Raw genomic sequence first — 23,321 nt, forward strand, 5'->3', positions numbered from 1 at the left:
TATTTTGACACAAGGAGGCTGCCTGTGATGACAAGAGTTGAAGATATACATACTGCACTGAATAGTCGGCTGAATACGGCAGAATCTGTTCCGCTTAACACGGAAGGAAAGGAAAATATTCACCGGCTCATTCTCGGCAAAGTACTGAAAATGCTTGGTGATGATACAGCACTTGTTCAAATAGGTTCGACCAAAATCAAAGCGCAGCTAGCGGCTCAGCTAAAAGCCGATTCTTTCTACTGGTTCCAATTAGAACAAGAAGGTGGAGGCAGTCTGAGTAAATTAAGACCTGTTCAGCAATTTGACCAAGATCCTAAAACATTAAAGGATGCCGCAGCTAAACTACTAGAAGGTCTGTCGCTTAAAAATGGACTTGAACAAATGTTAACAGCTACAGCCTTTTTAAAAGAAAAACCGGTCATCAACGAAGCAGAGTTAAAAACGGCAGTAAAATGGATTGAACAACTTCAAGGCGCGGATATCAAAAAAGGTCTGCAAGCACTTCTTTTTGCTTTAAAGAAAGATTTGCCGATTCAACAAGGAGTGCTCCAATCAATATTAGCGATGAAATCCCCCTCTGCACTTCATCAGGATGTGACAGCACTGCTAGATCGATTAACACAGCTTCCGAAGCAATCAGAAGCCACACAGGCTCTTACACAGGCCGTTCGTACGGTTGTAAATGCTGAGACAACTGTTCATGCAGAAAAGCTCTTATCGGTGCTTCTAGGAGCAAAAGAAGGTCAAACGAAGCAAGGAGAAAGCTTGCAGCAGATGCAGCCTCATGTCAATCCGGCTCAGCAAACAAAGCAGAGCCAGCCCGCCGTTATACAAGGGCGACAGGTGGATACAGTGAATCAGAACAGCGTGCAGCAATTATTAAGTCCAAAACAGCTCCCGCTTCAGCAAATAGAACGCATTCTGACAAGCATCACAAAGCAAGGCACAGACGGACAGCAGCAGCTTGATGTAAAACAACTCACATCACTGGTTCAAGCAGTCCAGCAGGCAGAGCCACAGGCTGACGCAAAGGCAGCTGTGCTTCAAAAGGAATTTCCGTTTCTTTCAAAAACAGAGGCGAACGCATTGGCAAAGGTCATTCAGCAGACTGAACCAGCATTAAGCAATAAAACCGATGTACTCGATTTACTGATGACGATGAAAAAAGCGATAGGTGTACGAGATGAAATTGGAATGCTGAAATTACTGGAAAAGGGCAGCCAAGATGTCAAAAACCAAGAGCTTCACCAATTAAAGATGGTTTTAAATGATGCAAGGCAAGCTGATGTTCCGGAACCCGTAAAAAAAGAAATGGATCAATTATTCCATAGATTAAATGGGCAGTTACTAGTGCATCAGGAAAACCAAACAGTTAGTCAAATGATGGTTTCTTACCCTCTTTTCTCAAAACATAGTGTTCAAGATTTAACCTTTATTCTAAAAGGGCATAAGAAAAAAGATGGCTCTATTGATATTTCTCAGTGCCGTTTAATGTTTTATTTAAATATGGAAAACTTAGAAGAAACGTTAATAGACTGTACGATTCAGCAAAAAGTCATGTCAATTACAGTCGAGACGGCTCACGAACTTCAAGGGACCATTAATCCAATGATTCCAGCTGTTCGAGAGAATTTAAATGCCCTAGGGTATAGTTTAACGGGGATTACAGCGAAAAAGAGAGAAGAGCCAATTGATCCGTCTGACTTTCTAGATGAACACTTTCATAAAATCAGCGAGAAAGGGCTGGACTTACGAGTATGAAAGATTCAAAACCGCTTAGAAGAGCGGTCGCTCTACACTATGATGAAGAAAAACAAAAAGCGCCAAAAGTCGTTGCAACAGGCAGCGGCTATGTGGCTGATCATATTATTGAAGAAGCTCAAAAAGCTGGCGTCCCTATCCAAGAAGACCGTAATTTAGTAGAACTGATGCGCCACTTAACGCTCGATGAGGAAATCCCAGAAGCGTTATACGATACTGTAGCAGAAATATTTTCATTTATCTATCGGTTGGATCAAAAAATGAAAAAATAAGGTAAAATAAGTGTTTTGACTGAAAAATTTATATTTTTAATAAAATAAAAGTTTGAATGTTTAGAAGGATTTTACGATTTTACATAGAACCCTAGACATTCTCTTTTTTATTCTTTAAAATGAAAGCGCAGTCTATTTTATAATTTTTGTTTCTACATATGTTGGGAGGATGGGAAATGAATATCCATGAGTACCAAGGAAAAGAAATCCTAAGAAAATATGGGGTTTCAGTTCCAAATGGTAAAGTAGCATTTACACCTGATGAAGCAGTGAAAGCATCAGAAGAGCTAGGAAGCTCTGTATATGTCGTAAAAGCACAGATTCATGCAGGCGGCCGTGGTAAAGCAGGTGGGGTAAAAATTGCAAAAACAAAAGATGAAGTGAAAGGGTTTGCAGAGGAATTGCTCGGCAAGATACTTGTCACACATCAAACAGGGCCTGAAGGGCGCGAAATAAAACGCTTACTTATTGAAGAAGGCTGCGATATTCAAAAAGAGTACTATGTAGGACTCGTTTTGGATAGAGCGACATCAAGAATTGTTTTGATGGCTTCTGAAGAAGGCGGTACTGAAATTGAAGAAGTAGCAGAAAAAACGCCAGAAAAAATCGTGAAAGTGGTCATCGACCCAGCGATTGGTCTTCAAGCCTATCAGGCGAGAGAAGTTGCGTTTAAAATTAATATTCCAACAAAATTAGTTGGTCAAGCTGTTAAGTTTATGACAAGCCTTTACAATGCGTTTATTGAAAAGGATTGTTCAATTGCCGAGATTAATCCTCTTGTTGTAACAGGTGATGGAAAAGTCATGGCACTTGATGCAAAATTAAACTTTGATAGCAATGCCTTATATAGACAAAAAGATATATTAGAATACCGTGACCTTGATGAAGAAGATCCAAAAGAGATTGAAGCATCTAAATATGACCTAAGCTACATTTCTCTAGATGGGAATATTGGCTGTATGGTGAATGGAGCAGGCCTTGCGATGTCTACAATGGATATCATCAAGCATTACGGCGGGGACCCTGCAAACTTCCTTGATGTTGGCGGCGGTGCAACTGCTGAAAAAGTAACGGAAGCATTTAAAATCATCTTATCTGATCAAAATGTCAAAGGGATTTTCGTGAACATTTTTGGCGGCATCATGAAATGTGATGTCATCGCAGAAGGTGTTGTTGAAGCGACGAAACAAGTCGGCTTAACATTACCACTCGTTGTACGTCTTGAAGGAACAAACGTTGAATTAGGGAAGAAAATCCTAAGTGATTCAGGCTTAAATATCACTTCTGCTGAGTCTATGGCTGACGGGGCAGAAAAGATCGTATCTTTAGTCAAGTAGAGCAGAAAGGCAGGGAACCTAAATGAGTGTATTTATTAATAAAAATACGAGAGTAATTGTTCAGGGGATTACCGGTTCAACCGCATTATTCCATACAAAACAAATGATTGAGTATGGAACAAATATCGTTGGCGGTGTCACACCTGGAAAAGGTGGAACTGAAGTAGAGGGAGTTCCTGTATTTAATACTGTATCTGAAGCAGTACAGACAACTGGAGCAAATGCTTCTGTTATCTATGTACCAGCACCATTTGCAGCAGACGCCATTTTAGAGGCTGTTGATGCAGAAGTGGATCTAGTGATTTGTATCACAGAACACATTCCAGTTCTGGATATGGTTAAAGTGAAACGCTATATGGAAGGTAAGAAGACAAGACTTGTTGGACCGAACTGTCCTGGCGTGATTACACCTGAAGAATGTAAAATTGGCATCATGCCTGGCTACATTCATAAAAAAGGTCATGTTGGTGTTGTGTCTCGTTCTGGAACGCTTACATATGAAGCGGTACATCAGCTTTCAGAGGCTGGTGTTGGTCAATCAACAGCTGTAGGAATTGGCGGAGACCCTGTCAATGGCACGAACTTTATTGATGTATTAAAAGCCTTCAATGAAGATCCTGAAACGCATGCTGTGATCATGATTGGTGAAATCGGTGGTACTGCTGAAGAAGAAGCAGCTGAATGGGTAAAAGCAAATATGACCAAGCCGGTTGTTGGCTTTATTGGCGGTAAAACAGCGCCTCCAGGAAAACGTATGGGACATGCTGGAGCCATTATTTCTGGTGGTAAAGGAACTGCTGATGAAAAAGTAAAAACAATGCGTGAATGTGGAATTGAAGTGGCAGAGACACCATCTGTCATGGGAGAAACCTTAATTAAAGTGTTAAAAGAGAAGAATCTCTTCGAAGCTTGTAAAACGCATTAATGACACAAGAAGACTTGTTCTTTGACAAGTCTTCTTCTTTCTATCTTAAACTGGAGGAATGGTATGTACAACGTGTCCGAAAGAATGATTTTTCACCGCTTAAAAGGCCTCATCTCACCCTCTTTGTTAACAAAATGGTGGAAAGTCGATCCTGAGCTATATATAAATGAAGAAACACATCATTTCAAACAGGATCGATCATTACAAAAGATCGACTTTACCCGCTTACAACAAGCTGAAGAAAATGAATTCCCCATTTTTCAACACATCGTTCAAGCCTATTTAAAGCAAAATATTCACATGATTCCCATCACATCACCTTTATATCCCAGCTCACTAAAACACATTTATGATCCTCCCCCAGTATTATTCCTAAAAGGAAACGTTACCTATTTAAATGAAGAAAAAAGTTTAGGTGTAGTAGGTACACGAGTGCCATCCTCTTATGGAGAAGCGTGCGTGAAGAAAATTGTTGGAGAACTTGTAGAGGAAGATTGGATGATTGTGAGTGGTTTAGCAAAAGGAATTGATGGACTTGCACACAAAGAGTGCATAAGAAAAAAAGGAAAAACGATTGGTGTTGTAGCTGGCGGCTTTCAACATGTATATCCAAAAGAACATGTGCAAATGGCTCAATATATGGGAGAACATCATTTACTGTTGTCAGAGCATCCTCCTTATATCAAACCAGAAAAATGGCATTTTCCAATGAGAAACCGATTAATTAGTGCCCTGACAAGAGGAACCATCGTGGTCCAGTGCAAAGAAAAGAGCGGTTCGCTTATTACAGCCTACCAGGCATTAGAGCAAGGAAAAGAAGTGTTTGCTGTTGCAGGATCGATCTTTGATTCTAATTCTATAGGTCCAGCTAGACTGATTCAGCAAGGTGCCAAGCTTGTTCATTCAACGAAGGATATTTTAGAGGAATTCTCCTTGAGTGGTGTTCAATATACTGAACTCCCATAAAAATATCGTTTGACAAAAGACATCGGAATATTTAATAATAGTGAGGATTTAAGTTTACACTTTGTTTTTCGTGTTTATAATGATGTTCATCATAAAGAATTTTTAACGATTGCCTGTTAGATAGGTGCAATTAACATAAATATAAATTTGTGAAATGGATAAAGAGAGAACACCTCTTAAGGGGGATTTTGAGTATGGCTGATTATTTAGTCATCGTTGAGTCGCCAGCAAAGGCGAAAACGATTGAGCGTTATTTAGGAAAAAAGTATAAAGTAAAGGCTTCAATGGGGCACGTAAGGGATTTACCGAAAAGTCAGCTTGGTGTTGACACTGAGCATGACTTCGAACCGAGATATATTACGATTCGAGGAAAAGGTCCAGTCTTAAAAGAATTAAAAACAGCAGCGAAAAAAGCAAAAAAAGTATATCTCGCAGCTGACCCCGACAGAGAGGGAGAAGCGATTGCTTGGCATTTAGCCCACAGCCTTGACCTTGACCTCTCTTCAGATTGCCGCGTTGTCTTTAACGAGATTACAAAAGATGCAATTAAAGATTCCTTTAAACATCCACGTATGATCGATATGGACTTGGTTGATGCGCAGCAGGCAAGACGAATCTTAGATCGTCTCGTTGGATATAAAATCAGCCCAATTTTATGGAAGAAAGTCAAAAAGGGCTTAAGCGCCGGTCGTGTTCAATCAGTTGCACTCCGCCTGATTATTGACCGCGAGAATGAAATTAATGAATTCAAACCAGAAGAATACTGGACAATTGATGGCACCTTCCTAAAAGGGAAAGAAAGCTTTGAAGCGAGTTTCTTTGGCGTAAATGGCAAAAAACATCCGCTAAAAACAAAAGAAGATGTAAAAGAAATCCTTTCGAAATTAAAAGGAAGCAAGTTTTCTGTTGAAAAAGTGACGAAAAAAGAACGTAAACGCAACCCAGCTGTTCCGTTTACAACATCTACCTTACAACAAGAGGCAGCGAGAAAACTAAACTTCCGTGCGAAGAAAACGATGATGATTGCACAGCAATTATATGAAGGAATTGATCTTGGTAAAGAAGGTACAGTAGGTCTCATTACATATATGAGAACGGACTCAACACGTATTTCCAATACGGCAATTGAAGAAGTATCTGCTTTCATTGATCAAACGTATGGCAAGAATTTCTTGAATACAACAAAACGTACTGCCAAAAAGAATGAAAATGCACAGGATGCTCACGAAGCCATCCGTCCGACTTCTACGCTAAGAAAACCAGCAGATGTCAAACACGTGCTAAGCAGAGATCAGCTTCGTCTTTATAAATTGATTTGGGAACGTTTTGTGGCAAGCCAAATGGCACCAGCTGTTCTTGATACAATGAGTGTGGATCTTGAAAATAACGGGCTTACTTTCCGTGCAAATGGAAGTAAGGTGAAATTCCCTGGATTTATGAAAGTATATGTTGAAGGGAAGGACGACCAGTTAGAAGAAAAGGACAAAATGCTTCCTGATCTGAAAGAGGGAGACACCGTTCTTTCAAAAGATATTGAACCAGAGCAGCACTTTACGCAGCCGCCTCCACGCTACACTGAGGCTAGACTTGTCAAAACCCTTGAAGAGCTAGGTATCGGCCGCCCATCGACGTATGCACCAACATTAGATACCATTCAAAAGCGCGGCTACGTGGCACTTGATAACAAACGGTTTATTCCAACAGAGCTTGGAGAGATTGTGCTCAACTTAATTATTGAATTCTTCCCTGAAATCATTAACGTAGAATTTACTGCGAAAATGGAAAAAGAACTTGATAGCGTTGAAGAAGGTACGATTGAATGGGTACGCATTATCGACAGTTTCTATCAAGATTTTGCAAAACGGGTAGAAAAAGCAGAAGCAGAGATGCAGGAAGTTGAGATCGAGCCTGAATACGCCGGAGTTGATTGCGAAGAGTGTGGTCATCCAATGGTGTACAAAATGGGGAGATACGGTAAGTTCATGGCATGCTCTAATTTCCCTGACTGCCGTAACACAAAACCAATTGTCAAAGATATTGGTGTCAAATGCCCAACTTGTCACGAAGGAAATATCGTTGAACGGAAATCTAAGAAGCGCCGCATTTTTTACGGTTGCGATCGTTTTCCAGAGTGTGAATTCGTCTCTTGGGACAAACCAATTGAAAGAAAGTGTCCAAAATGCGAAAATATGCTTGTAGAGAAAAAGCTGAAAAAAGGCATTCAAGTTCAATGTGTGAACTGTGATTATAAAGAGGAACAACAAAAATAGCGGTGAGCAGCCTTGTTCACCTGCTTTTTTATGTCATCAAATAGAACTTACGAAATAGGAGAGTTGTACAATGAGTCAATTTGTAAATGTGATCGGAGCAGGTTTAGCAGGAAGTGAAGCGGCTTGGCAAATTGCCAAGCGCGGAATTAAAGTTCATCTGTATGAAATGAGACCTGTCAAACAAACACCAGCTCACCACACTGATAAATTTGCGGAGCTCGTATGCAGTAACTCATTGCGTGCGAACGCTTTAACAAACGCAGTAGGTGTACTAAAGGAAGAAATGCGTCATTTAGATTCAGCAATCATCGCAGCAGCAGATGAAAGCTCGGTTCCTGCTGGTGGAGCGCTTGCAGTAGATCGTCATGAATTTGCAGCTAACGTCACAGACCGCGTGAAAAATCACCCGAATGTGACGGTCTTTCAAGAAGAAGTGCAAAGCATTCCAGAAGGTCCGACGATTATCGCAACGGGTCCTCTAACATCAGAAGCACTTTCAAAAGAATTAAAATCCTTAACAGGTGAAGAGTATTTATATTTCTACGATGCAGCAGCGCCGATCCTCGAGAAAGACAGCATCGATATGGATAAAGTGTACTTGAAATCACGTTATGATAAAGGGGAAGCGGCTTATTTAAACTGTCCGATGACAGAAGAAGAATTCGATCGTTTTTATGAGGCGCTCATTTCTGCTGAAACTGTGCCGTTAAAAGAGTTCGAAAAAGAAATCTTCTTCGAAGGCTGTATGCCCATTGAAGTCATGGCCAAAAGAGGGAAAAAAACCATGTTGTTTGGCCCGATGAAACCAGTTGGACTTGAAGATCCAAAAACAGGAAAAAGACCTTACGCTGTTGTTCAATTAAGACAGGATGATGCAGCAGGTACTTTATATAATATTGTTGGGTTCCAAACACATCTAAAATGGGGCGATCAAAAGGAAGTATTCCGTTTGATCCCAGGTCTTGAAGAGGCAGAGATTGTTCGCTATGGTGTGATGCACCGTAATACATTTATTAACTCGCCAAGCCTTCTAAAACCGACATATCAATTTAAAAATAGAGACGACTTATTCTTTGCCGGACAAATGACTGGTGTTGAAGGATATGTTGAGTCCGCGGCTTCAGGACTAGTGGCTGGAATCAACGCAGCTCGTTTTGTTAAAGGAGAAGAGCTTGTGACACTTCCAGAAGAAACAGCGATTGGCAGTATGGCTTACTACATCACATCAACAAACAAGAAAAGCTTCCAGCCGATGAATGCAAACTTTGGCTTGCTGAAAGATCTTGGCGTTCGAATTAAAAACAAACAAGAGCGCTATGCAGAGTACGCTAAACGCGCAATCGAAACTATTCAAACTATTTCGAAATCTCTGTAGTAAAACATTGCACGGGAAGCAAGATATGTGATACCATTTAAAAGCCTTAAAGAGGTGTAAAAATGACAGAGAAACAGCGTCTTGTCCACTTATTCATTGAATATTTGCAGATTGAAAAGAACTATTCAGCTTTAACGATCTCGGGTTATACTGAGGCGATTGAAGAGTTTGTCAGATTTATGAACATTCAAGGAATAGACGGTTTTGAAGAGGTATCCTATCAAGATACGAGAATTTATTTAACAGAAGCTTATGAAAAAGGCCTTACAAGAAGAACGATTAGTAAGAAAGTCTCTGCACTTCGCAGCTTTTATAAATTTTTATTAAGAGAACAGCTTGTGAAAGAAAATCCTTTTTTACTCGTTAGCTTACCAAAGCAGGATAAGCGAATTCCTTCATTTTTGTATGAAGAGGAGCTAAAAGAGCTATTTACAGTTTCTGATGTAAATACACCGCTTGGTCAAAGAAATCAAGCCATTTTAGAACTTCTTTATGCAACAGGTATGAGGGTCAGTGAGTTATGTTCATTAAAAGAATCTGATCTTGATTTATCGATGGATACAGTGCTTGTTCATGGGAAAGGTAGCAAACAACGGTATGTACCTTTCGGCTCTTATGCACATGAAGCGCTCTCCACATATTTAGAGGATGGAAGGCAGAAGCTGAAAGTGAAGGGAAAGGATCGTGCTGATTCACATGTGTTTTTGAATCAGCGCGGAGCTCCTCTTACAGACAGAGGCGTTCGATTCATTCTAACTGAATTAATGAAAAAGGCGTCTGGCACATTACATATCCATCCTCACATGTTAAGGCACACCTTTGCTACGCATCTTTTAAACGAGGGAGCGGATTTAAGAAGTGTTCAAGAACTTCTCGGTCACTCAAATTTATCATCAACACAGGTGTACACACATGTATCAAAAGATTCTTTAAGAAAAACGTACATGTCTCATCACCCAAGGGCTTTTAAACGATCCTAAAAGGAGGTTTTTTCATGTCATCATTTCATGCAACCACAATCTTTGCCGTTCAACATAAAGGAAAAAGTGCGATGGCTGGAGACGGTCAAGTCACTTTTGGGCAGGCTGTCGTTATGAAACACACAGCAAAAAAAGTGCGCCGTCTTTTCGGAGGCAAAGTACTCGCAGGTTTTGCTGGTTCAGTTGCAGATGCATTTACACTCTTTGAGAAGTTTGAAACGAAGCTTGAAGAATACGGTGGTAACCTAAAACGAGCAGCTGTAGAACTGGCGAAAGAATGGCGAAGTGACAAGATGCTCAGACAGCTTGAGGCCATGCTGATCGTCATGAATAAAGAAAGCATCCTGCTCGTATCTGGAACAGGAGAGGTCATCGAGCCAGACGATGGCATTTTGGCTATCGGGTCAGGCGGTAACTACGCGCTTAGCGCCGGTAGAGCACTCAAAAAACATGCAGGTGACCATCTCTCAGCTCGTGAGATTGCAAAGGCGGCTCTTGAAACGGCCGGAGAAATCTGTGTCTACACGAACGATCAAATCACTTTAGAAGAGCTTGAATAGAAAGGACATGAGACGTATGGAGAAAAAGCCGTTCACCCCAAGAGAGATAGTTGAAAAGCTCGATCAGTACATTATTGGTCAGCTTGATGCGAAAAAAGCAGTGGCGGTGGCTTTAAGAAACCGTTACAGAAGAAGTCTTTTACATGATAAGCTAAAGGATGAAGTCGTTCCTAAAAACATCTTAATGATTGGTCCGACAGGTGTGGGGAAAACAGAAATTGCCCGCAGAATTGCAAGGATTTCTGGTGCACCTTTCATTAAAGTGGAAGCGACGAAGTTTACTGAAGTTGGATATGTCGGACGTGACGTAGAATCAATGGTCAGAGATTTAGTGGAAACAGCAATCAGACTAGTCAAAGAAGAAAAAATGAAGGATGTTCAAGAAGAAGCGGAAAAACAAGCAAACAAACGGCTTGTTCATCTACTTGTTCCTGGAAAGAAAAAAAGTCAGTCTGTGAAAAATCCTTTTGAGATGCTGTTTGGTGGTTCTGATGCTGATGAAAGTGATCGAGATCACTCAAGTGAAGAAGTAGAGCTTGAATCGACGAGAAAACGCATTGCGCACCAGCTGGCGATGGGTGAACTTGAAGACCATTACGTCACGATTGAAGTCGAAGAGCAGCAGCCTTCCATGTTTGATATGCTTCAAGGCTCGGGTATGGAGCAAATGGGTATGAACATGCAGGATGCGCTTAGCAATCTCATGCCTAAAAAGAAAAAACGCAGAAAGCTGACCGTCAGAGAAGCGAGAAAAGCGTTAACTGCTGAGGAAGCTTCAAAACTGATTGATATGGATGAAGTCGGTCAGGAAGCCGTGCAAAAAGCAGAGCAGCAAGGAATAATCTTTATCGATGAGATCGATAAAATTGCCAAAAGCGGTGGTGCATCGTCTGCAGATGTTTCTCGTGAAGGGGTTCAACGTGATATTTTACCGATTGTAGAAGGTTCCACTGTGATGACGAAGTATGGGGCTGTGAAAACAGATCATGTTCTATTTGTAGCAGCAGGCGCTTTTCATATGGCGAAACCCTCGGATTTGATTCCAGAGCTTCAAGGGCGCTTTCCAATCCGTGTAGAATTAGATAAATTAAGTATAGAAGACTTTGTGAAAATCTTAACGGAACCAGATAACGCGTTATTAAAGCAATATAAGGCTTTACTTGAAACAGAAGGTATATCTCTTGAATTTTCTGACGATGCTATTCATAAGATTGCCGAAGTGGCTTATCACGTCAATCAGGAGACGGATAACATCGGTGCAAGAAGGCTTCACACCATACTTGAGAAGCTGCTTGAAGAGCTCTCATTTGAGGCGCCTGATATTACAATGGAAACAGTGACCATTACCCCTCAGTATGTAGAAGAGAAGCTAGGAAAGATTGCAAATAATAAAGACTTAAGTCAATTTATACTTTAACAAATGAATAAAGTAATCTAGGAGGATCATTATTATGGCGTTACTACAAAAAACAAGGATTATTAACTCGATGCTGCAAGATGCAGCGGGGAAGCCGGTTAATTTTAAAGAGATGGCAGAAACATTGAGAGATGTCATTGATTCAAACATTTTCGTATTAAGCAGAAGAGGGAAACTTCTTGGCTACTCCATTAACCAGCAGATTGAAAATGCACGTATGAAAAAAATGCTGGAAGATCGTCAGTTCCCTGAAGAATATACAAAAAGCTTATTCAATGTCCCTGAAACATCTTCAAACCTTGACATCAACAGTGAGTACACAGCTTTCCCAATTGAGAACCGTGATTTATTCCAATCAGGTTTGACAACGATTGTACCAATCATCGGAGGCGGAGACCGCTTAGGGACGTTAATCCTTTCTCGTTTGCAAGATACATTCACAGATGATGATTTAATTCTTGCTGAATACGGCGCAACAGTTGTTGGAATGGAGATTCTTCGCGAGAAAGCGGAAGAAATTGAAGAAGAAGCAAGAAGTAAAGCGGTTGTTCAAATGGCAATCAGCTCTCTTTCATATAGTGAGCTTGAAGCGATTGAGCATATCTTTGAAGAACTTGATGGAAACGAAGGGCTACTTGTGGCAAGTAAGATTGCTGACCGTGTAGGAATCACTCGTTCAGTGATCGTAAACGCACTTCGTAAATTAGAAAGTGCAGGCGTTATTGAATCTCGTTCTCTTGGAATGAAGGGAACATACATCAAAGTATTAAACAACAAATTTTTAATTGAACTTGAAAATTTAAAATCTCACTAATCAAAAAAAACCCTTTTCGGCCGAAATAAACGCTGAAAAGGGTTTTTTTGTATAAAAAATGAGGATTTGTCCGAAAAATGACACTCTTTTTTCCAAGAAACCCCTTACAATTCTGTAGTTCTTTGAATCTAGGTCTTTATACCTATTCGTAAAATAGATATATATTACGAGTTTTTTTTACAATTACATCATAGACTTTAATCCTATTATTTCTTACAATGAACATATGGTTTTACAAATCTCGACATGATTAAATGGAATGAAATACATATGATTGGAGGTATATGGTTTTGGATATATTTTCTGGAACGATAAGCAACCTTGAGAATGCCTTGGGCAGAGCGAATGTTAAGCAAAAAGTCATAAGCAATAATATCGCGAATATAGACACACCGAACTACAAGTCTAAAAAAGTTGCATTCCACGACATGCTAAATGATGCGTCAATCAAATTAGATGCTAAAAAAACATACCAAGGTCACATTGATTTTTCTAAAACAGGGTCTAATTATTCAGTTGTTTCGAGTAACCGTACTTCTTATCAAGAAAACGGAAATAATGTCGATATTGATCAAGAGATGAGTGAACTCGCTAAAAACCAAATTCAGTATAATGCGTTGGTTGAAAGAATGAGCGGAAAGTTCAATTCTCTTAAAACAGTTTTGACAGGAGGTAAGTGATGTCGATTTTTTCAGGCGTGAACGCTTCGGCCTCAGCATTAACAGCACAGAGGCTCAGAATGGACGTTGTATCCTCTAACCTTGCGAATATGGATACAACAAGAGCTAAACAGGTTGATGGCAAGTGGGAGCCTTATAGACGCAAGCTCGTCACATTACAGCCGTCAGGTGAATCATTTTCATCTATATTGAACTCAAGCATGAATTCGAGCGGCAAATTAGGAAACGGCGTCAAAGTAACAAAAATTACTGAAGACGAAACTCCATTCAACCTTCAATATGATCCTACAAATCCCGATGCCAATGAAAATGGATATGTTCAAACACCAAACGTTGATCCATTAAAGGAAATGGTTGATCTCATCAGCAGCTCAAGATCATATGAAGCAAACGTGACTGCGCTGAATGCGAATAAAAGCATGCTGATGAAAGCTTTAGAAATAGGAAAGTAAGGTGAAAAGAATTGGTTAACGCAATATCTCCTTTCCAGCTTCAAACCGCTCAGCAAGCAAGTGAATTGACGAATGCATCGTCTGTGCAGGCGGCTGCACCTAAAAGTCAAACGAATTTCTCTGATGTGCTGAAGAATTCCATTGAGGCATTAAATCAATCACAGCTGAAATCAGACCAGTATACGAATGCTCTCGCACAAGGGAAAGATGTCAATCTCGATGAAGTCATGATTGCTTCACAAAAAGCGAGTGTGACACTCACAGCTGCAACCGAGTTTCGGAATAAAGCAGTCGAAGCGTACCAAGAGATTATGAGAATGCAGATGTAGGAGGTGCTGGTGGACAAAAAATAGACTGAATGGAATGACCGGGGGTTAAGATGAATCGTACTTTAATGCAATTAAGAACAAAAACAGTTGAGTTTTGGCGAAATCGATCAAAATTACAAAAAATACTCATGATTGGCGGCGTAGCTGCCCTAGCAATCATTATTACGGTTGTTAGCATCTTTGCTTCTTCTGAAAAAATGGTTCCGTTGTTTAGAGATTTGTCTGAGGCAGAAGCAGGACAAATCAAACAGGAACTGGATGGCAAAAACGTTAAATCGGAACTTGCAAATAACGGAACGACGATTTTAGTTCCCGAAAAGCAAGCAGACACTTTAAAAGTAACACTTGCATCAGAAGGACTTCCTAAAACAGGGAATATTGATTACTCCTTCTTTGCGAACAATTCCGGCTTCGGTTTAACAGATAATGAATTTGATGTTCTGAAAGTAGACGCAACTCAGACAGAACTATCCAATCTGATCAACACGATTGATGGGATTAAAGATTCAAAGGTTATGATTAACCTGCCAAAAGATTCCGTTTTTGTTGGAGAAGAGCAAAGTAATGCATCAGCATCAATTGTGCTGCAAGTTCAACCAGGCTACACGCTTACTCAGCAACAAGTAAAAGGCCTTTATCATCTTATTTCAAAAAGTGTGCCGAATTTAAAAACAGAAAACATTGTCATTATGGACCAAGATTCCAACTACTATGACTTAAACAGCAGCTCAGATTCCTATGCAAGTGGAATGGATGCACAGCAGCAGAAAAAAGAGGAGATTGAAAAGAATCTTCAACGAAAAATTCAACAGCTACTTGGAACGATGATGGGTCAAGAGAAAGTTGCCGTATCGGTCACTACAGACATTGATTTTACTGAAGAAAAAAGAAAAGAAGATCTTGTCGAACCAGTTGATCAAGAAAACATGCAAGGAATTGCTGTCAGCGCTGAAAAGATTGCTGAAACTTATTCAGGCAATGGCGCAGCAGCTGGAGGCACCGCTGGAACAGGTGACGATGATGTCACAAATTATCAAGGTGCCGATGGAACGAATGGAAGCGGAGATTACGAAAAGAGCGAAGATCGTATCAATTATGAAGTCAACCGCATTCATAAAGATATCAAAGAAAGTCCTTATAAAATCAGAGACGTTGGCATTCAGGCACTGGTTGAACCGCCTACTGCAAACGATCCGAACTCATTAACTGCTGAAAGGCAGGATGATATCAAAAAAATTCTTTCAACCATCATCAGTACATCGATTGATAAAGAATACACAAACGGTCAAGCGCTCACTCAAGCTGACTTAGATAACAAAATCGTTTTATCTGTATCAAAATTAGACGGTAAACAGCAAACGGCAGCAGAAAACCCTTCAAACAATATTCCAATTTGGGTTTATATTGTTGGCGGTGTGCTACTACTCGCCATTATCGCTCTCATCATTCTTCTCGTACGTAAGCGAAGAAAAGAAGAGGAAGAAGAGTTTGAGTTTGATGAACGTACACCAATTCATGTTCCTGATATCGATACTGAGCCAGAAACAGAAGAAATGGTGAGAAAAAATCAGCTTGAAAAAATGGCAAAAGATAAACCAGAAGACTTTGCTAAATTGCTACGCAGCTGGCTGTCCGAGGATTAGGAGGAATACACATGTCGAGAAAAGATCCAAATCGACTAACAGGCAGACAAAAAGCAGCAATCCTAATGATTTCCTTAGGGCTAGACGTGTCAGCATCTGTATACAAACATCTGTCTGAAGACGAAATAGAAAAATTAACATTAGAAATTTCAAATGTAAGAAGTGTAGATACTGCTAAAAAAGATGAGATCATCGAAGAATTTCACAGCATTGCCATCGCGCAGGACTACATATCACAAGGTGGCCTTATGTACGCAAGACAAGTGCTTGAAAAAGCGCTTGGTGAGGACAAAGCGGACAGCATCTTAAATCGCTTAACATCCTCACTTCAAGTGAAACCATTTGATTTTGCTAGAAAGGCTGACCCAGAGCAAATTTTAAACTTTATCCAGCACGAGCATCCACAAACCATTGCGCTCATTCTTTCCTACTTAGATCCAGTACAGGCTGGACAGATTTTATCTGAGTTAGGTGAGGAAGTACAAACCGAGGTTGCAAGAAGAATTGCTTTAATGGACCGCACATCTCCAGAGATCATCAATGAGGTGGAACGTATTCTTGAACAAAAGCTTTCTTCAACCTTTACGCAAGATTATACCCAAACGGGCGGAGTCGAAGCGGTAGTCGAAGTACTGAATGGTGTAGACCGTGCAACGGAGAAAACCATTTTAGATACACTGGAAATTCAAGATCCTGAGCTTGCTGATGAAATTAAGAAACGTATGTTTGTCTTTGAAGACATTGTTACTCTTGATAGCAGAGCCATTCAGCGTGTGATTCGAGATGTTGAAAATGACGATTTACTACTTGCACTCAAAGTGGCAAGCGAAGAAGTCAAAGAAATTGTCTTCCGCAACATGTCGCAACGTATGGTCGAAACGTTCAAAGAAGAAATGGAGTTTATGGGACCTGTCCGGCTTAGAGATGTCGAGGAAGCACAGACTCGTATTGTCAGCATCGTAAGACGACTTGAAGAGGCTGGAGAAATCGTCATAGCTCGAGGTGGAGGAGACGATATCATTGTCTAGGATTATCAAACATGAAACATCTGTTATTCCTGAACAAGGCCGTCAAACCATTCCCTTGCAGCAAGTGGAATTCAAAAGAGAACATCACGAAGAAGAGCTTGTCAACGAGACAGAAGCATCTCAACTTGTATTAAGTGATGCACAAGATGAAGCAAGCCGTATTTTAGAACAAGCAAATCGTGAGCTGGAACAAACAATGGCTGAAATCAATCAGCGGCGAGCTGATTTTGAAGCAGAAAGAGTACAGCTCATTGAAGAAGCGAAACAAACAGGATATCAAGATGGTTTTCAAAAGGGCGAAGCAGATGCGAATTTACAGTATCAATCGATTCTTGATCAAGCGAATGACATTGTCAGCCTTGCAAAGCAGGACTATGAAGCGAAAATCGAAAGCTCTGCTGAAGAAATTGTCGAACTTGCCTTTGAGCTCGCTAAACGAGTATGGAATGCAGCTGAGGACACAAAAGAACAATTTTTAACGCTAGTGAAGCAGGTCATTTCAGAAGTGAAGGAATATGACGATATTTCCATCTATGTCGACCCTGCACATTACGAACATGTGATGGAATATAAAGATGAATTAAATAGAATCCTTCAAAAGAATACACATCTTGCCATTTACTCGGATGAAAAAGCACCAAAAGGTACTTGTTACGTCGAAACAAGCTTTGGAAAAGTGGAAGCGAGCGTTGATACCCAAATGAATCAGTTAAAAGAAAAGTTATTAGAAGTCATTGATTCAGGTGATCACAAATGAACATAGATGTGCTAAAAGAAACGATTGAAACCGCCGATCCTTATAAACGTTTTGGTAAAGTCAATCGAGTTGTTGGACTGATGATCGAGTCCAAGGGGCCAGAAAGCTCAATCGGTGATGTATGTCTTATTCACAAAAAAGGGAGTAAGAATCATCCGATCAAAGCAGAAGTCGTTGGCTTTAAAGATGAAAACATTCTGCTTATGCCCTATGTAGAAGCCTCTAACATCTCACCAGGCAGTCTTGTTGAAGCAACAGGTGAGTCGTTAAAGGTCAAAGTAGGAACTGGTTTAATCGGTCAGGTTGTTGATGCCTTCGGTGATCCACTGGACGGCAGCATGCTTCCTAAAGGACTTGCACCTGTCTCAACAGAACAATCTCCTCCAAACCCGATGGACAGACCGCCTATTCGTGAAAAAATGGGCGTTGGTGTCAGAGTGATCGACAGCTTGCTCACAGTCGGCACTGGTCAAAGAATTGGCATATTCGCGGGAAGCGGTGTTGGTAAAAGTACCTTGATGGGGATGATTGCCAAGCAGACAGAAGCGGATCTCAATGTCATTGCACTTGTTGGAGAGCGTGGACGTGAAGTTCGCGAGTTTATCGAAAAAGATTTAGGAGCTGAAGGACTGAAGCGTTCGATTGTTGTTGTCGCAACTTCAGATCAGCCCGCACTGACAAGATTAAAAGCAGCCTATACTGCAACAGCTATTGCCGAATATTTCAGAGACAGAGGCAAAAATGTCATGTTTATGATGGATTCTGTCACAAGGGTCGCCATGGCACAGCGCGAAATAGGACTTGCAACCGGTGAACCGCCAACAACAAAAGGATATACGCCTTCAGTGTTCGCTATACTGCCAAAATTGCTAGAACGAACTGGTACAAATCAACTTGGTTCCATCACAGCGTTTTACACAGTGCTTGTTGATGGTGACGATATGAATGAGCCGATCGCTGATACAGTGCGGGGGATTTTAGATGGCCACATAGTACTTGATCGTGCACTGGCCAACAAAGGACAGTTTCCAGCTGTCAATATTCTGAAAAGTATCAGTCGTGTCATGAGTAATATCGCAAGTCATGATCACAAGGAAGCGGCTAACCGGTTCCGCCAGCTTTTATCCACATATCAAAACGCTGAAGACCTCATTAACATTGGAGCATATAAAAAAGGCTCCTCTAAAGATATTGATGAGGCCATGCAAGCTTACCCACAACTGATTTCATTTTTGAAGCAGGATGTTGAAGAGGCTGTATCGATTGAAGACAGCGTGAGGATATTGCTCAGTTTGATGAATAGAGAGGATTGACAAGAACAGTGAGATATCAATACAAATTTCAAAAGCTCTTAGAATTGAAAGAAAGTGAAAAAGACAAATCACTCGCAGCGTATCAACAATCCGTTTCGGCATTTGAGCAAGCCGCTGAAAAACTCTATGAAAATATGAGTAAAAAAGAGCTAATGGAAAAGAGCAAAGAAGAAAAGCTGAGAAGTGGGATGAGTGTTCAAGAAATGCGTCATTATCAGCAATTTGTGACGAACTTAGATAACACCATTCATCATTATCAGCAGCTTGTGATCATGAAACGCCATCAAATGAATGAAAAACAATCTGATTTAACTGAAAAAAATATTGAGTTTAAAAAGTTTGAAAAAATGAAAGAAAAGCAATTTGAAAAGTTCTCCCTTGAACATAAGGCAATTGAAATGAAAGAAATGGATGATATCTCTATCAGCCAATTCATGTTTCAAGGACATTAGGAGTCGAGATGAATGCCTAAGAAGGAAAAAACAAAGGAATCAAGCGGCGGCGGTAAATTTCAATGGATCTTGTTTATTGTCATTATCCCATTGGTTGTGCTTGTGATTGTAACGGGCACAATCCTTTATATGGCAGGTTATGATCTAAAGAAACCGCTCCAAAACATCCCAGGGATTAGCAGCTTGGTTGGATCAGATGACACATCAAAAACGTCATCTTCAAATAACGATCAACGTGATACAGAGTTGAAAGCGTTGAAAAAGACGATTAAAGAACAAGAGAATGAACTTGAAATTGCTCAAAAAGACTTGAAGACAAGTGATGAAGAGATTAAACGATTGAATCAAAAAATCAATTCACTTGAAAAAACATCTGATAAAGAGAACACGTCAGCAAGTGACAGTTCATCAAACAGTACATCATCAAGTAATAACGCATCAGGATCTTCAACTGATTCGTCAGCATCTTCTAATCAGCAATCAAAAGGAAAGGTCGCCAGCATTTATGAAAGCATGGATGCAGGGAAATCTGCCAAAATTCTATCAGAGCTAAGTGATAAAGAAGCTTTGAAGATCCTTGAAGAGCTGAGTAAAAATAAGCTGACGGACATATTAGCAAAACTGACACCTCAGAAGGCAGCAACGTTCACGAAGGAGCTTGCCAAAAAAGAAGAAAGTGAAAATGGAGGTGGACAATAAGTGAAGCTATTGGACATTGGAGCCTTACAGCAATCTTCCCAAGGTCTCTCGGGACTAAAGGGAGAGGGGGCAGTATCTGCTCGCGGCCTGTTTAAACAATTGTTAAATGGCGCAGGTATTCAAAGTGGTCCAGCTATTTCTCAGCCAGCGGAAACCACTCTATCCATGAATGATGCGATGCAAATCATTGGAAAATGGATGCAATCACCTGAAGAAGGAATAGATGGAGATCTTCTTGCGGCACTTCAGGCGCTGCAAGGGCAAAAGCTTGAAGGGGCAGACTTAATGTCACTTGAAGAGCTATTTCAAAAGATGGAATCGGTGATCTATGGCGATCAGGATGAGAAGCCAGTTGCTGAACATAGTGAACAGCTCATACAAGTCCACTTTTTCTTATATCAAATACTGAATCAGCAGCCGGTGAGCTTTGATGCAAAACTTGTACAGGATATTCAAGCAAAAGGTGAAGATTTCATCAAGTTTCTAACGAAAAACGGAGCAGATGAAAAGCTCATTCAACAAGTAAAAGAGCAGTTCTTCTCGCAAGGATCGGCACCTAAGCTGAATAATATGTCGCAAAGCGAGCTGAAACACTTTAATCAGTTAATCGATCATATGATGGCGAATGCGAAAGGGTCAGATAAAGAGTGGAAAATTTCCTTAGGAGAGTTAAAAGAAATGGTTGCTCCAAGGCAAGAATCTTCCTTCTCATCTCCAGCAAAAGGTGCTGCCTCACTTGAATGGCTTATGAAAAAAGAAGTCACCAAAGGTCAAGGCACTACGGCACCTGCTTCTGAAAAAACAATCACCCATACGCTGCTTCCAGGGCATAAACAGTTCTTCCAACTGCAATCAGCTGCTCCTGTGCAGCAGACGCAAACAACTGACGAAAAGCCAGGCACGGTTGATCAGCAGATTTTAAATACGTGGAAACAAATGAAGTTCACACCATTTGGTAATTCAAGCGGACGGTTTACCGTACGATTAAATCCAGAAAATCTAGGGTTTATTACCATCCAGCTAACGAAACAAAACGGAATGTATGCAAGTAAAATTACAGCTTCAACGCAAGCAGCAAAAGAGCTGCTCGAGCATCATCTGCCGCAGCTCAAGCAGGCGCTACCGAATATGTCGGTTCAAGTTGACCGTTTCCATATACCGCTTCAGTCAAATGAGCAGCCGTCTTTTGGACAATTTAATGAGGAAAGCAAGCAGCAGCCATCAAAAGGACAAAATTTCCAGCAGCCTGATGAACAGGAAGCTGAATTCCAAGATGTACTAGATGCGCTTGTTGGATCAGAAGAAGAAGAGGAGGAGATCTAATGGCAACTGTTGATGCGACGAATAGAACAGCCGCACAAGCGGACACTTCTTCAAACGCAGCAAAGAAAACAGATACACTTGGCCGAGATCAGTTCTTGAAAATCTTGCTTACGCAGCTTCAAAACCAAGATCCGACAAACCCGATTGATGACCGTGAGTTTGTCACACAGCTTGCAACATTTTCTTCTTTAGAACAGCAAATGAATATGAACGAATCTATCACTCAAATGAATCAGATCATGTCTACATTTGTTGCACACCAAGATCCATTTACGACATATGTAGGCTGGATTGGTAAAGAAGTAGCGGGCAAACAAGATGATAAAGACATATCTGGCACTGTGAAGTCTGTGAAAAACATAAACAATGAATACTTCCTATATTTAGAAGATGGAACGAAAATCAGCCCATGGGATGTTACAACTGTTGGAGAAAAATCGTAAGCAAATCGAGGAGGAAAATAAATGTTACGCTCACTTTACTCAGGAATTAGCGGAATGAAAAACTTCCAAACAAAATTAGATGTTGTAGCCAATAACGTGGCCAACGTCAATACACATGGATACAAAAAAAGCCGTATCACTTTTAAAGATATGGTCAGTCAAACCATTGCAAGTTCTGGTGGACCGACGAATAACTCTGGTTCAATCAACTCAAAACAAGTTGGATTAGGATCAGCTTTATCTTCTATTGATAAAATCATGACATCAGGTTCTTCTCAAAATACTGACGAACCATATGATTTCTATATTAATGGAGATGGATTTTTCCGTATTGAAAAGCAAGGTGAAATCCTTTTTACAAGAACAGGGAACTTCAAACCTGATTCAGAAGGGGATTTGGTAACATCTGATGGAAACTATCTTCTTGGCATGGATGGGCAAAGAATCAACATTCCACGAGACAATGTGTCAAGTGTTAGTGTTGGGCCAGATGGGACCGTTTCTGTTGTTGAGAACAACGTTTCTCGTACTGTTGGACAAGTATCACTTGTGTCTTTCAGTAATGCAGGAGGACTAGATAAAGTTGGGGATAACTTATATCGCCAAACGCTCAGTTCCGGTGCACCAAGTAATGCCATGGCTCCTGGAACTCAAGGAACAGGTGAACTTCAAACAGGTAAACTTGAAATGTCAAACGTTGATTTAACAGACGAGTTTACAGAAATGATTATCGCACAGCGTGGATTCCAATCGAATGCAAAGACGATCACAACATCTGATGAAATTCTGCAAGAACTTGTGAATCTGAAACGATAGGAGGTAGGGGGAGCGGTTTATCGCTTCTCTGCTTAATATGATTGAAGTGACAAGATTAAATGGCAAAGGATTTATGCTCAACGCTCTCCATATTGAGCAAATCGAAAGCTTTCCAGACACGACCATTACACTCGCCAATGGAAAGAAATTCGTTGTGAAAGAAGATGAAGAGCAGCTTCAGGAGAAAATCATTTCTTTCTATAGAAAAATCCAAGTCATTTCATTGAATCAAGGAATAGAGGAGTTTGAATGAAGAAGAAATTAGTCGTAGTAATGCTAATCATGATTATTGCTATCGTCGGAATTGGAGCAGGTATTGTCTTTCTGGTGAATGGGTCAGACGAAGCAAAAGCAGAAAAAGAGCCAACAGCAGATGAAGTCGTAAAAGCTTCTGTTGAAATTCCTGAGATTGTGACCAATTTAAAATCTGAAGGAAATGCGGTTAAACTTGTACTAAATATTGAAACTGATTCAGAAAAAGCCAAAGAAGAGCTTGAAAAAAGAAGCTTCCAAGTGAAAGATGCCGTGATTGACATTTTATCAGACACGAATGCAGATGAACTTGATGGCAAAAAAGGCAGAGAACATTTTAAAACACAGGTCAAAAACAAAGTGAATAACTATTTGCAAGATGGCAAGGTGAAAGAAGTTTATATAACCTCCTTTAATCTGCAATAGAGGCGATTAATTGACACGATGGAGGTGAAGA

25 protein-coding genes are annotated in these 23,321 nt (G+C 40.4%); all 25 read left to right on the forward strand.

Translation table 11 applies throughout. The features are described from left to right. Positions 1-27: 27 nt before the first annotated feature. The 25 genes from M2353_RS08005 to fliL all read left to right on the forward strand — a co-directional run bounded on the left by M2353_RS08005 (position 28) and on the right by fliL (position 23,290). Positions 28-1,761 (forward strand): glycosyltransferase, encoded by a 1,734-nt coding sequence (locus tag M2353_RS08005; RefSeq protein ID WP_284725226.1) that lies wholly within the window; start codon positions 28-30, stop codon positions 1,759-1,761. Beyond that, positions 1,758-2,033: a FlhB-like flagellar biosynthesis protein gene (locus M2353_RS08010; RefSeq protein WP_008344827.1), complete on the forward strand. Its 276-nt coding sequence runs from the start codon at positions 1,758-1,760 to the stop codon at positions 2,031-2,033. The genes M2353_RS08005 and M2353_RS08010 overlap by 4 nt, the downstream gene beginning before the upstream one ends. A gap of 176 nt (positions 2,034-2,209) precedes the next feature. Then, positions 2,210-3,370: an ADP-forming succinate--CoA ligase subunit beta gene (sucC, locus tag M2353_RS08015; RefSeq protein ID WP_284725227.1), complete on the forward strand. Its 1,161-nt coding sequence runs from the start codon at positions 2,210-2,212 to the stop codon at positions 3,368-3,370. 22 nt (positions 3,371-3,392) lie between these two features. Beyond that, positions 3,393-4,295, forward strand: coding sequence for a succinate--CoA ligase subunit alpha (sucD, locus tag M2353_RS08020; protein WP_007499624.1), 903 nt, complete (start codon positions 3,393-3,395; stop codon positions 4,293-4,295). A 63-nt stretch (positions 4,296-4,358) separates the two neighbouring features. Then, positions 4,359-5,261 carry a DNA-processing protein DprA gene (gene dprA / locus M2353_RS08025; RefSeq protein ID WP_041090524.1) on the forward strand — a complete coding sequence of 301 codons (903 nt, stop codon included), beginning with the start codon at positions 4,359-4,361 and terminating at the stop codon, positions 5,259-5,261. A 194-nt stretch (positions 5,262-5,455) separates the two neighbouring features. After that, entirely contained in the window at positions 5,456-7,531 is a 2,076-nt protein-coding gene (gene topA, locus M2353_RS08030) for a type I DNA topoisomerase (RefSeq protein ID WP_008344821.1), read from the forward strand. A gap of 70 nt (positions 7,532-7,601) precedes the next feature. After that, positions 7,602-8,906, forward strand: a complete 1,305-nt coding sequence (gene trmFO / locus M2353_RS08035) for an FADH(2)-oxidizing methylenetetrahydrofolate--tRNA-(uracil(54)-C(5))-methyltransferase TrmFO (protein WP_007499618.1) — start codon at positions 7,602-7,604, stop codon at positions 8,904-8,906. A gap of 62 nt (positions 8,907-8,968) precedes the next feature. Beyond that, entirely contained in the window at positions 8,969-9,886 is a 918-nt protein-coding gene (gene xerC, locus M2353_RS08040) for a tyrosine recombinase XerC (RefSeq protein WP_039166693.1), read from the forward strand. Between the two features lie 14 nt (positions 9,887-9,900). Next, entirely contained in the window at positions 9,901-10,446 is a 546-nt protein-coding gene (gene hslV / locus M2353_RS08045) for an ATP-dependent protease subunit HslV (protein WP_007499614.1), read from the forward strand. 16 nt (positions 10,447-10,462) lie between these two features. After that, complete coding sequence (hslU, locus tag M2353_RS08050) at positions 10,463-11,863, forward strand: ATP-dependent protease ATPase subunit HslU (RefSeq protein ID WP_008344818.1); 1,401 nt, start codon at positions 10,463-10,465, stop codon at positions 11,861-11,863. A 34-nt stretch (positions 11,864-11,897) separates the two neighbouring features. Next, positions 11,898-12,677 carry a GTP-sensing pleiotropic transcriptional regulator CodY gene (gene codY, locus M2353_RS08055; protein WP_007499612.1) on the forward strand — a complete coding sequence of 260 codons (780 nt, stop codon included), beginning with the start codon at positions 11,898-11,900 and terminating at the stop codon, positions 12,675-12,677. Between the two features lie 290 nt (positions 12,678-12,967). After that, positions 12,968-13,357, forward strand: a complete 390-nt coding sequence (flgB, locus tag M2353_RS08060; protein ID WP_017359092.1) for a flagellar basal body rod protein FlgB — start codon at positions 12,968-12,970, stop codon at positions 13,355-13,357. Next, positions 13,357-13,809, forward strand: coding sequence for a flagellar basal body rod protein FlgC (gene flgC / locus M2353_RS08065; protein ID WP_007499610.1), 453 nt, complete (start codon positions 13,357-13,359; stop codon positions 13,807-13,809). Before flgB ends, flgC begins: the two co-directional genes overlap by 1 nt. An 11-nt stretch (positions 13,810-13,820) precedes the next feature. Then, the gene (fliE, locus tag M2353_RS08070) at positions 13,821-14,138 is read left to right on the forward strand and encodes a flagellar hook-basal body complex protein FliE (RefSeq protein ID WP_007499609.1); all 318 of its coding nucleotides are present in this window, start codon (positions 13,821-13,823) and stop codon (positions 14,136-14,138) included. Between the two features lie 50 nt (positions 14,139-14,188). Beyond that, positions 14,189-15,781 carry a flagellar basal-body MS-ring/collar protein FliF gene (gene fliF, locus M2353_RS08075; RefSeq protein ID WP_017359091.1) on the forward strand — a complete coding sequence of 531 codons (1,593 nt, stop codon included), beginning with the start codon at positions 14,189-14,191 and terminating at the stop codon, positions 15,779-15,781. Between the two features lie 11 nt (positions 15,782-15,792). Next, the gene (fliG, locus tag M2353_RS08080; protein ID WP_008344808.1) at positions 15,793-16,809 is read left to right on the forward strand and encodes a flagellar motor switch protein FliG; all 1,017 of its coding nucleotides are present in this window, start codon (positions 15,793-15,795) and stop codon (positions 16,807-16,809) included. Continuing rightward, entirely contained in the window at positions 16,802-17,566 is a 765-nt protein-coding gene (gene fliH / locus M2353_RS08085; protein ID WP_017367245.1) for a flagellar assembly protein FliH, read from the forward strand. Before fliG ends, fliH begins: the two co-directional genes overlap by 8 nt. After that, positions 17,563-18,879, forward strand: coding sequence for a flagellar protein export ATPase FliI (fliI, locus tag M2353_RS08090; RefSeq protein WP_008344803.1), 1,317 nt, complete (start codon positions 17,563-17,565; stop codon positions 18,877-18,879). The genes fliH and fliI overlap by 4 nt, the downstream gene beginning before the upstream one ends. Positions 18,880-18,887: 8 nt before the next feature. Then, positions 18,888-19,331 carry a flagellar export protein FliJ gene (gene fliJ, locus M2353_RS08095; protein ID WP_024720352.1) on the forward strand — a complete coding sequence of 148 codons (444 nt, stop codon included), beginning with the start codon at positions 18,888-18,890 and terminating at the stop codon, positions 19,329-19,331. 12 nt (positions 19,332-19,343) lie between these two features. Then, positions 19,344-20,030, forward strand: a complete 687-nt coding sequence (locus M2353_RS08100) for a MotE family protein (RefSeq protein ID WP_007499599.1) — start codon at positions 19,344-19,346, stop codon at positions 20,028-20,030. Next, positions 20,031-21,353 carry a flagellar hook-length control protein FliK gene (locus M2353_RS08105; protein ID WP_284725228.1) on the forward strand — a complete coding sequence of 441 codons (1,323 nt, stop codon included), beginning with the start codon at positions 20,031-20,033 and terminating at the stop codon, positions 21,351-21,353. Then, positions 21,353-21,796 carry a flagellar hook assembly protein FlgD gene (gene flgD / locus M2353_RS08110; protein WP_041507305.1) on the forward strand — a complete coding sequence of 148 codons (444 nt, stop codon included), beginning with the start codon at positions 21,353-21,355 and terminating at the stop codon, positions 21,794-21,796. The genes M2353_RS08105 and flgD overlap by 1 nt, the downstream gene beginning before the upstream one ends. Before the next feature lie 21 nt (positions 21,797-21,817). Then, the gene (flgG, locus tag M2353_RS08115; protein ID WP_047945916.1) at positions 21,818-22,612 is read left to right on the forward strand and encodes a flagellar basal body rod protein FlgG; all 795 of its coding nucleotides are present in this window, start codon (positions 21,818-21,820) and stop codon (positions 22,610-22,612) included. Positions 22,613-22,649: 37 nt separating this feature from the next. Further along, positions 22,650-22,865 (forward strand): swarming motility protein SwrD, encoded by a 216-nt coding sequence (gene swrD, locus M2353_RS08120; RefSeq protein ID WP_008344794.1) that lies wholly within the window; start codon positions 22,650-22,652, stop codon positions 22,863-22,865. Continuing rightward, entirely contained in the window at positions 22,862-23,290 is a 429-nt protein-coding gene (fliL, locus tag M2353_RS08125) for a flagellar basal body-associated protein FliL (protein WP_007499592.1), read from the forward strand. Before swrD ends, fliL begins: the two co-directional genes overlap by 4 nt. Positions 23,291-23,321 lie beyond the last annotated feature (31 nt).

Source organism: Bacillus aerius, assembly GCF_029894105.1.
GTDB classification, from domain to species: domain Bacteria; phylum Bacillota; class Bacilli; order Bacillales; family Bacillaceae; genus Bacillus; species Bacillus altitudinis.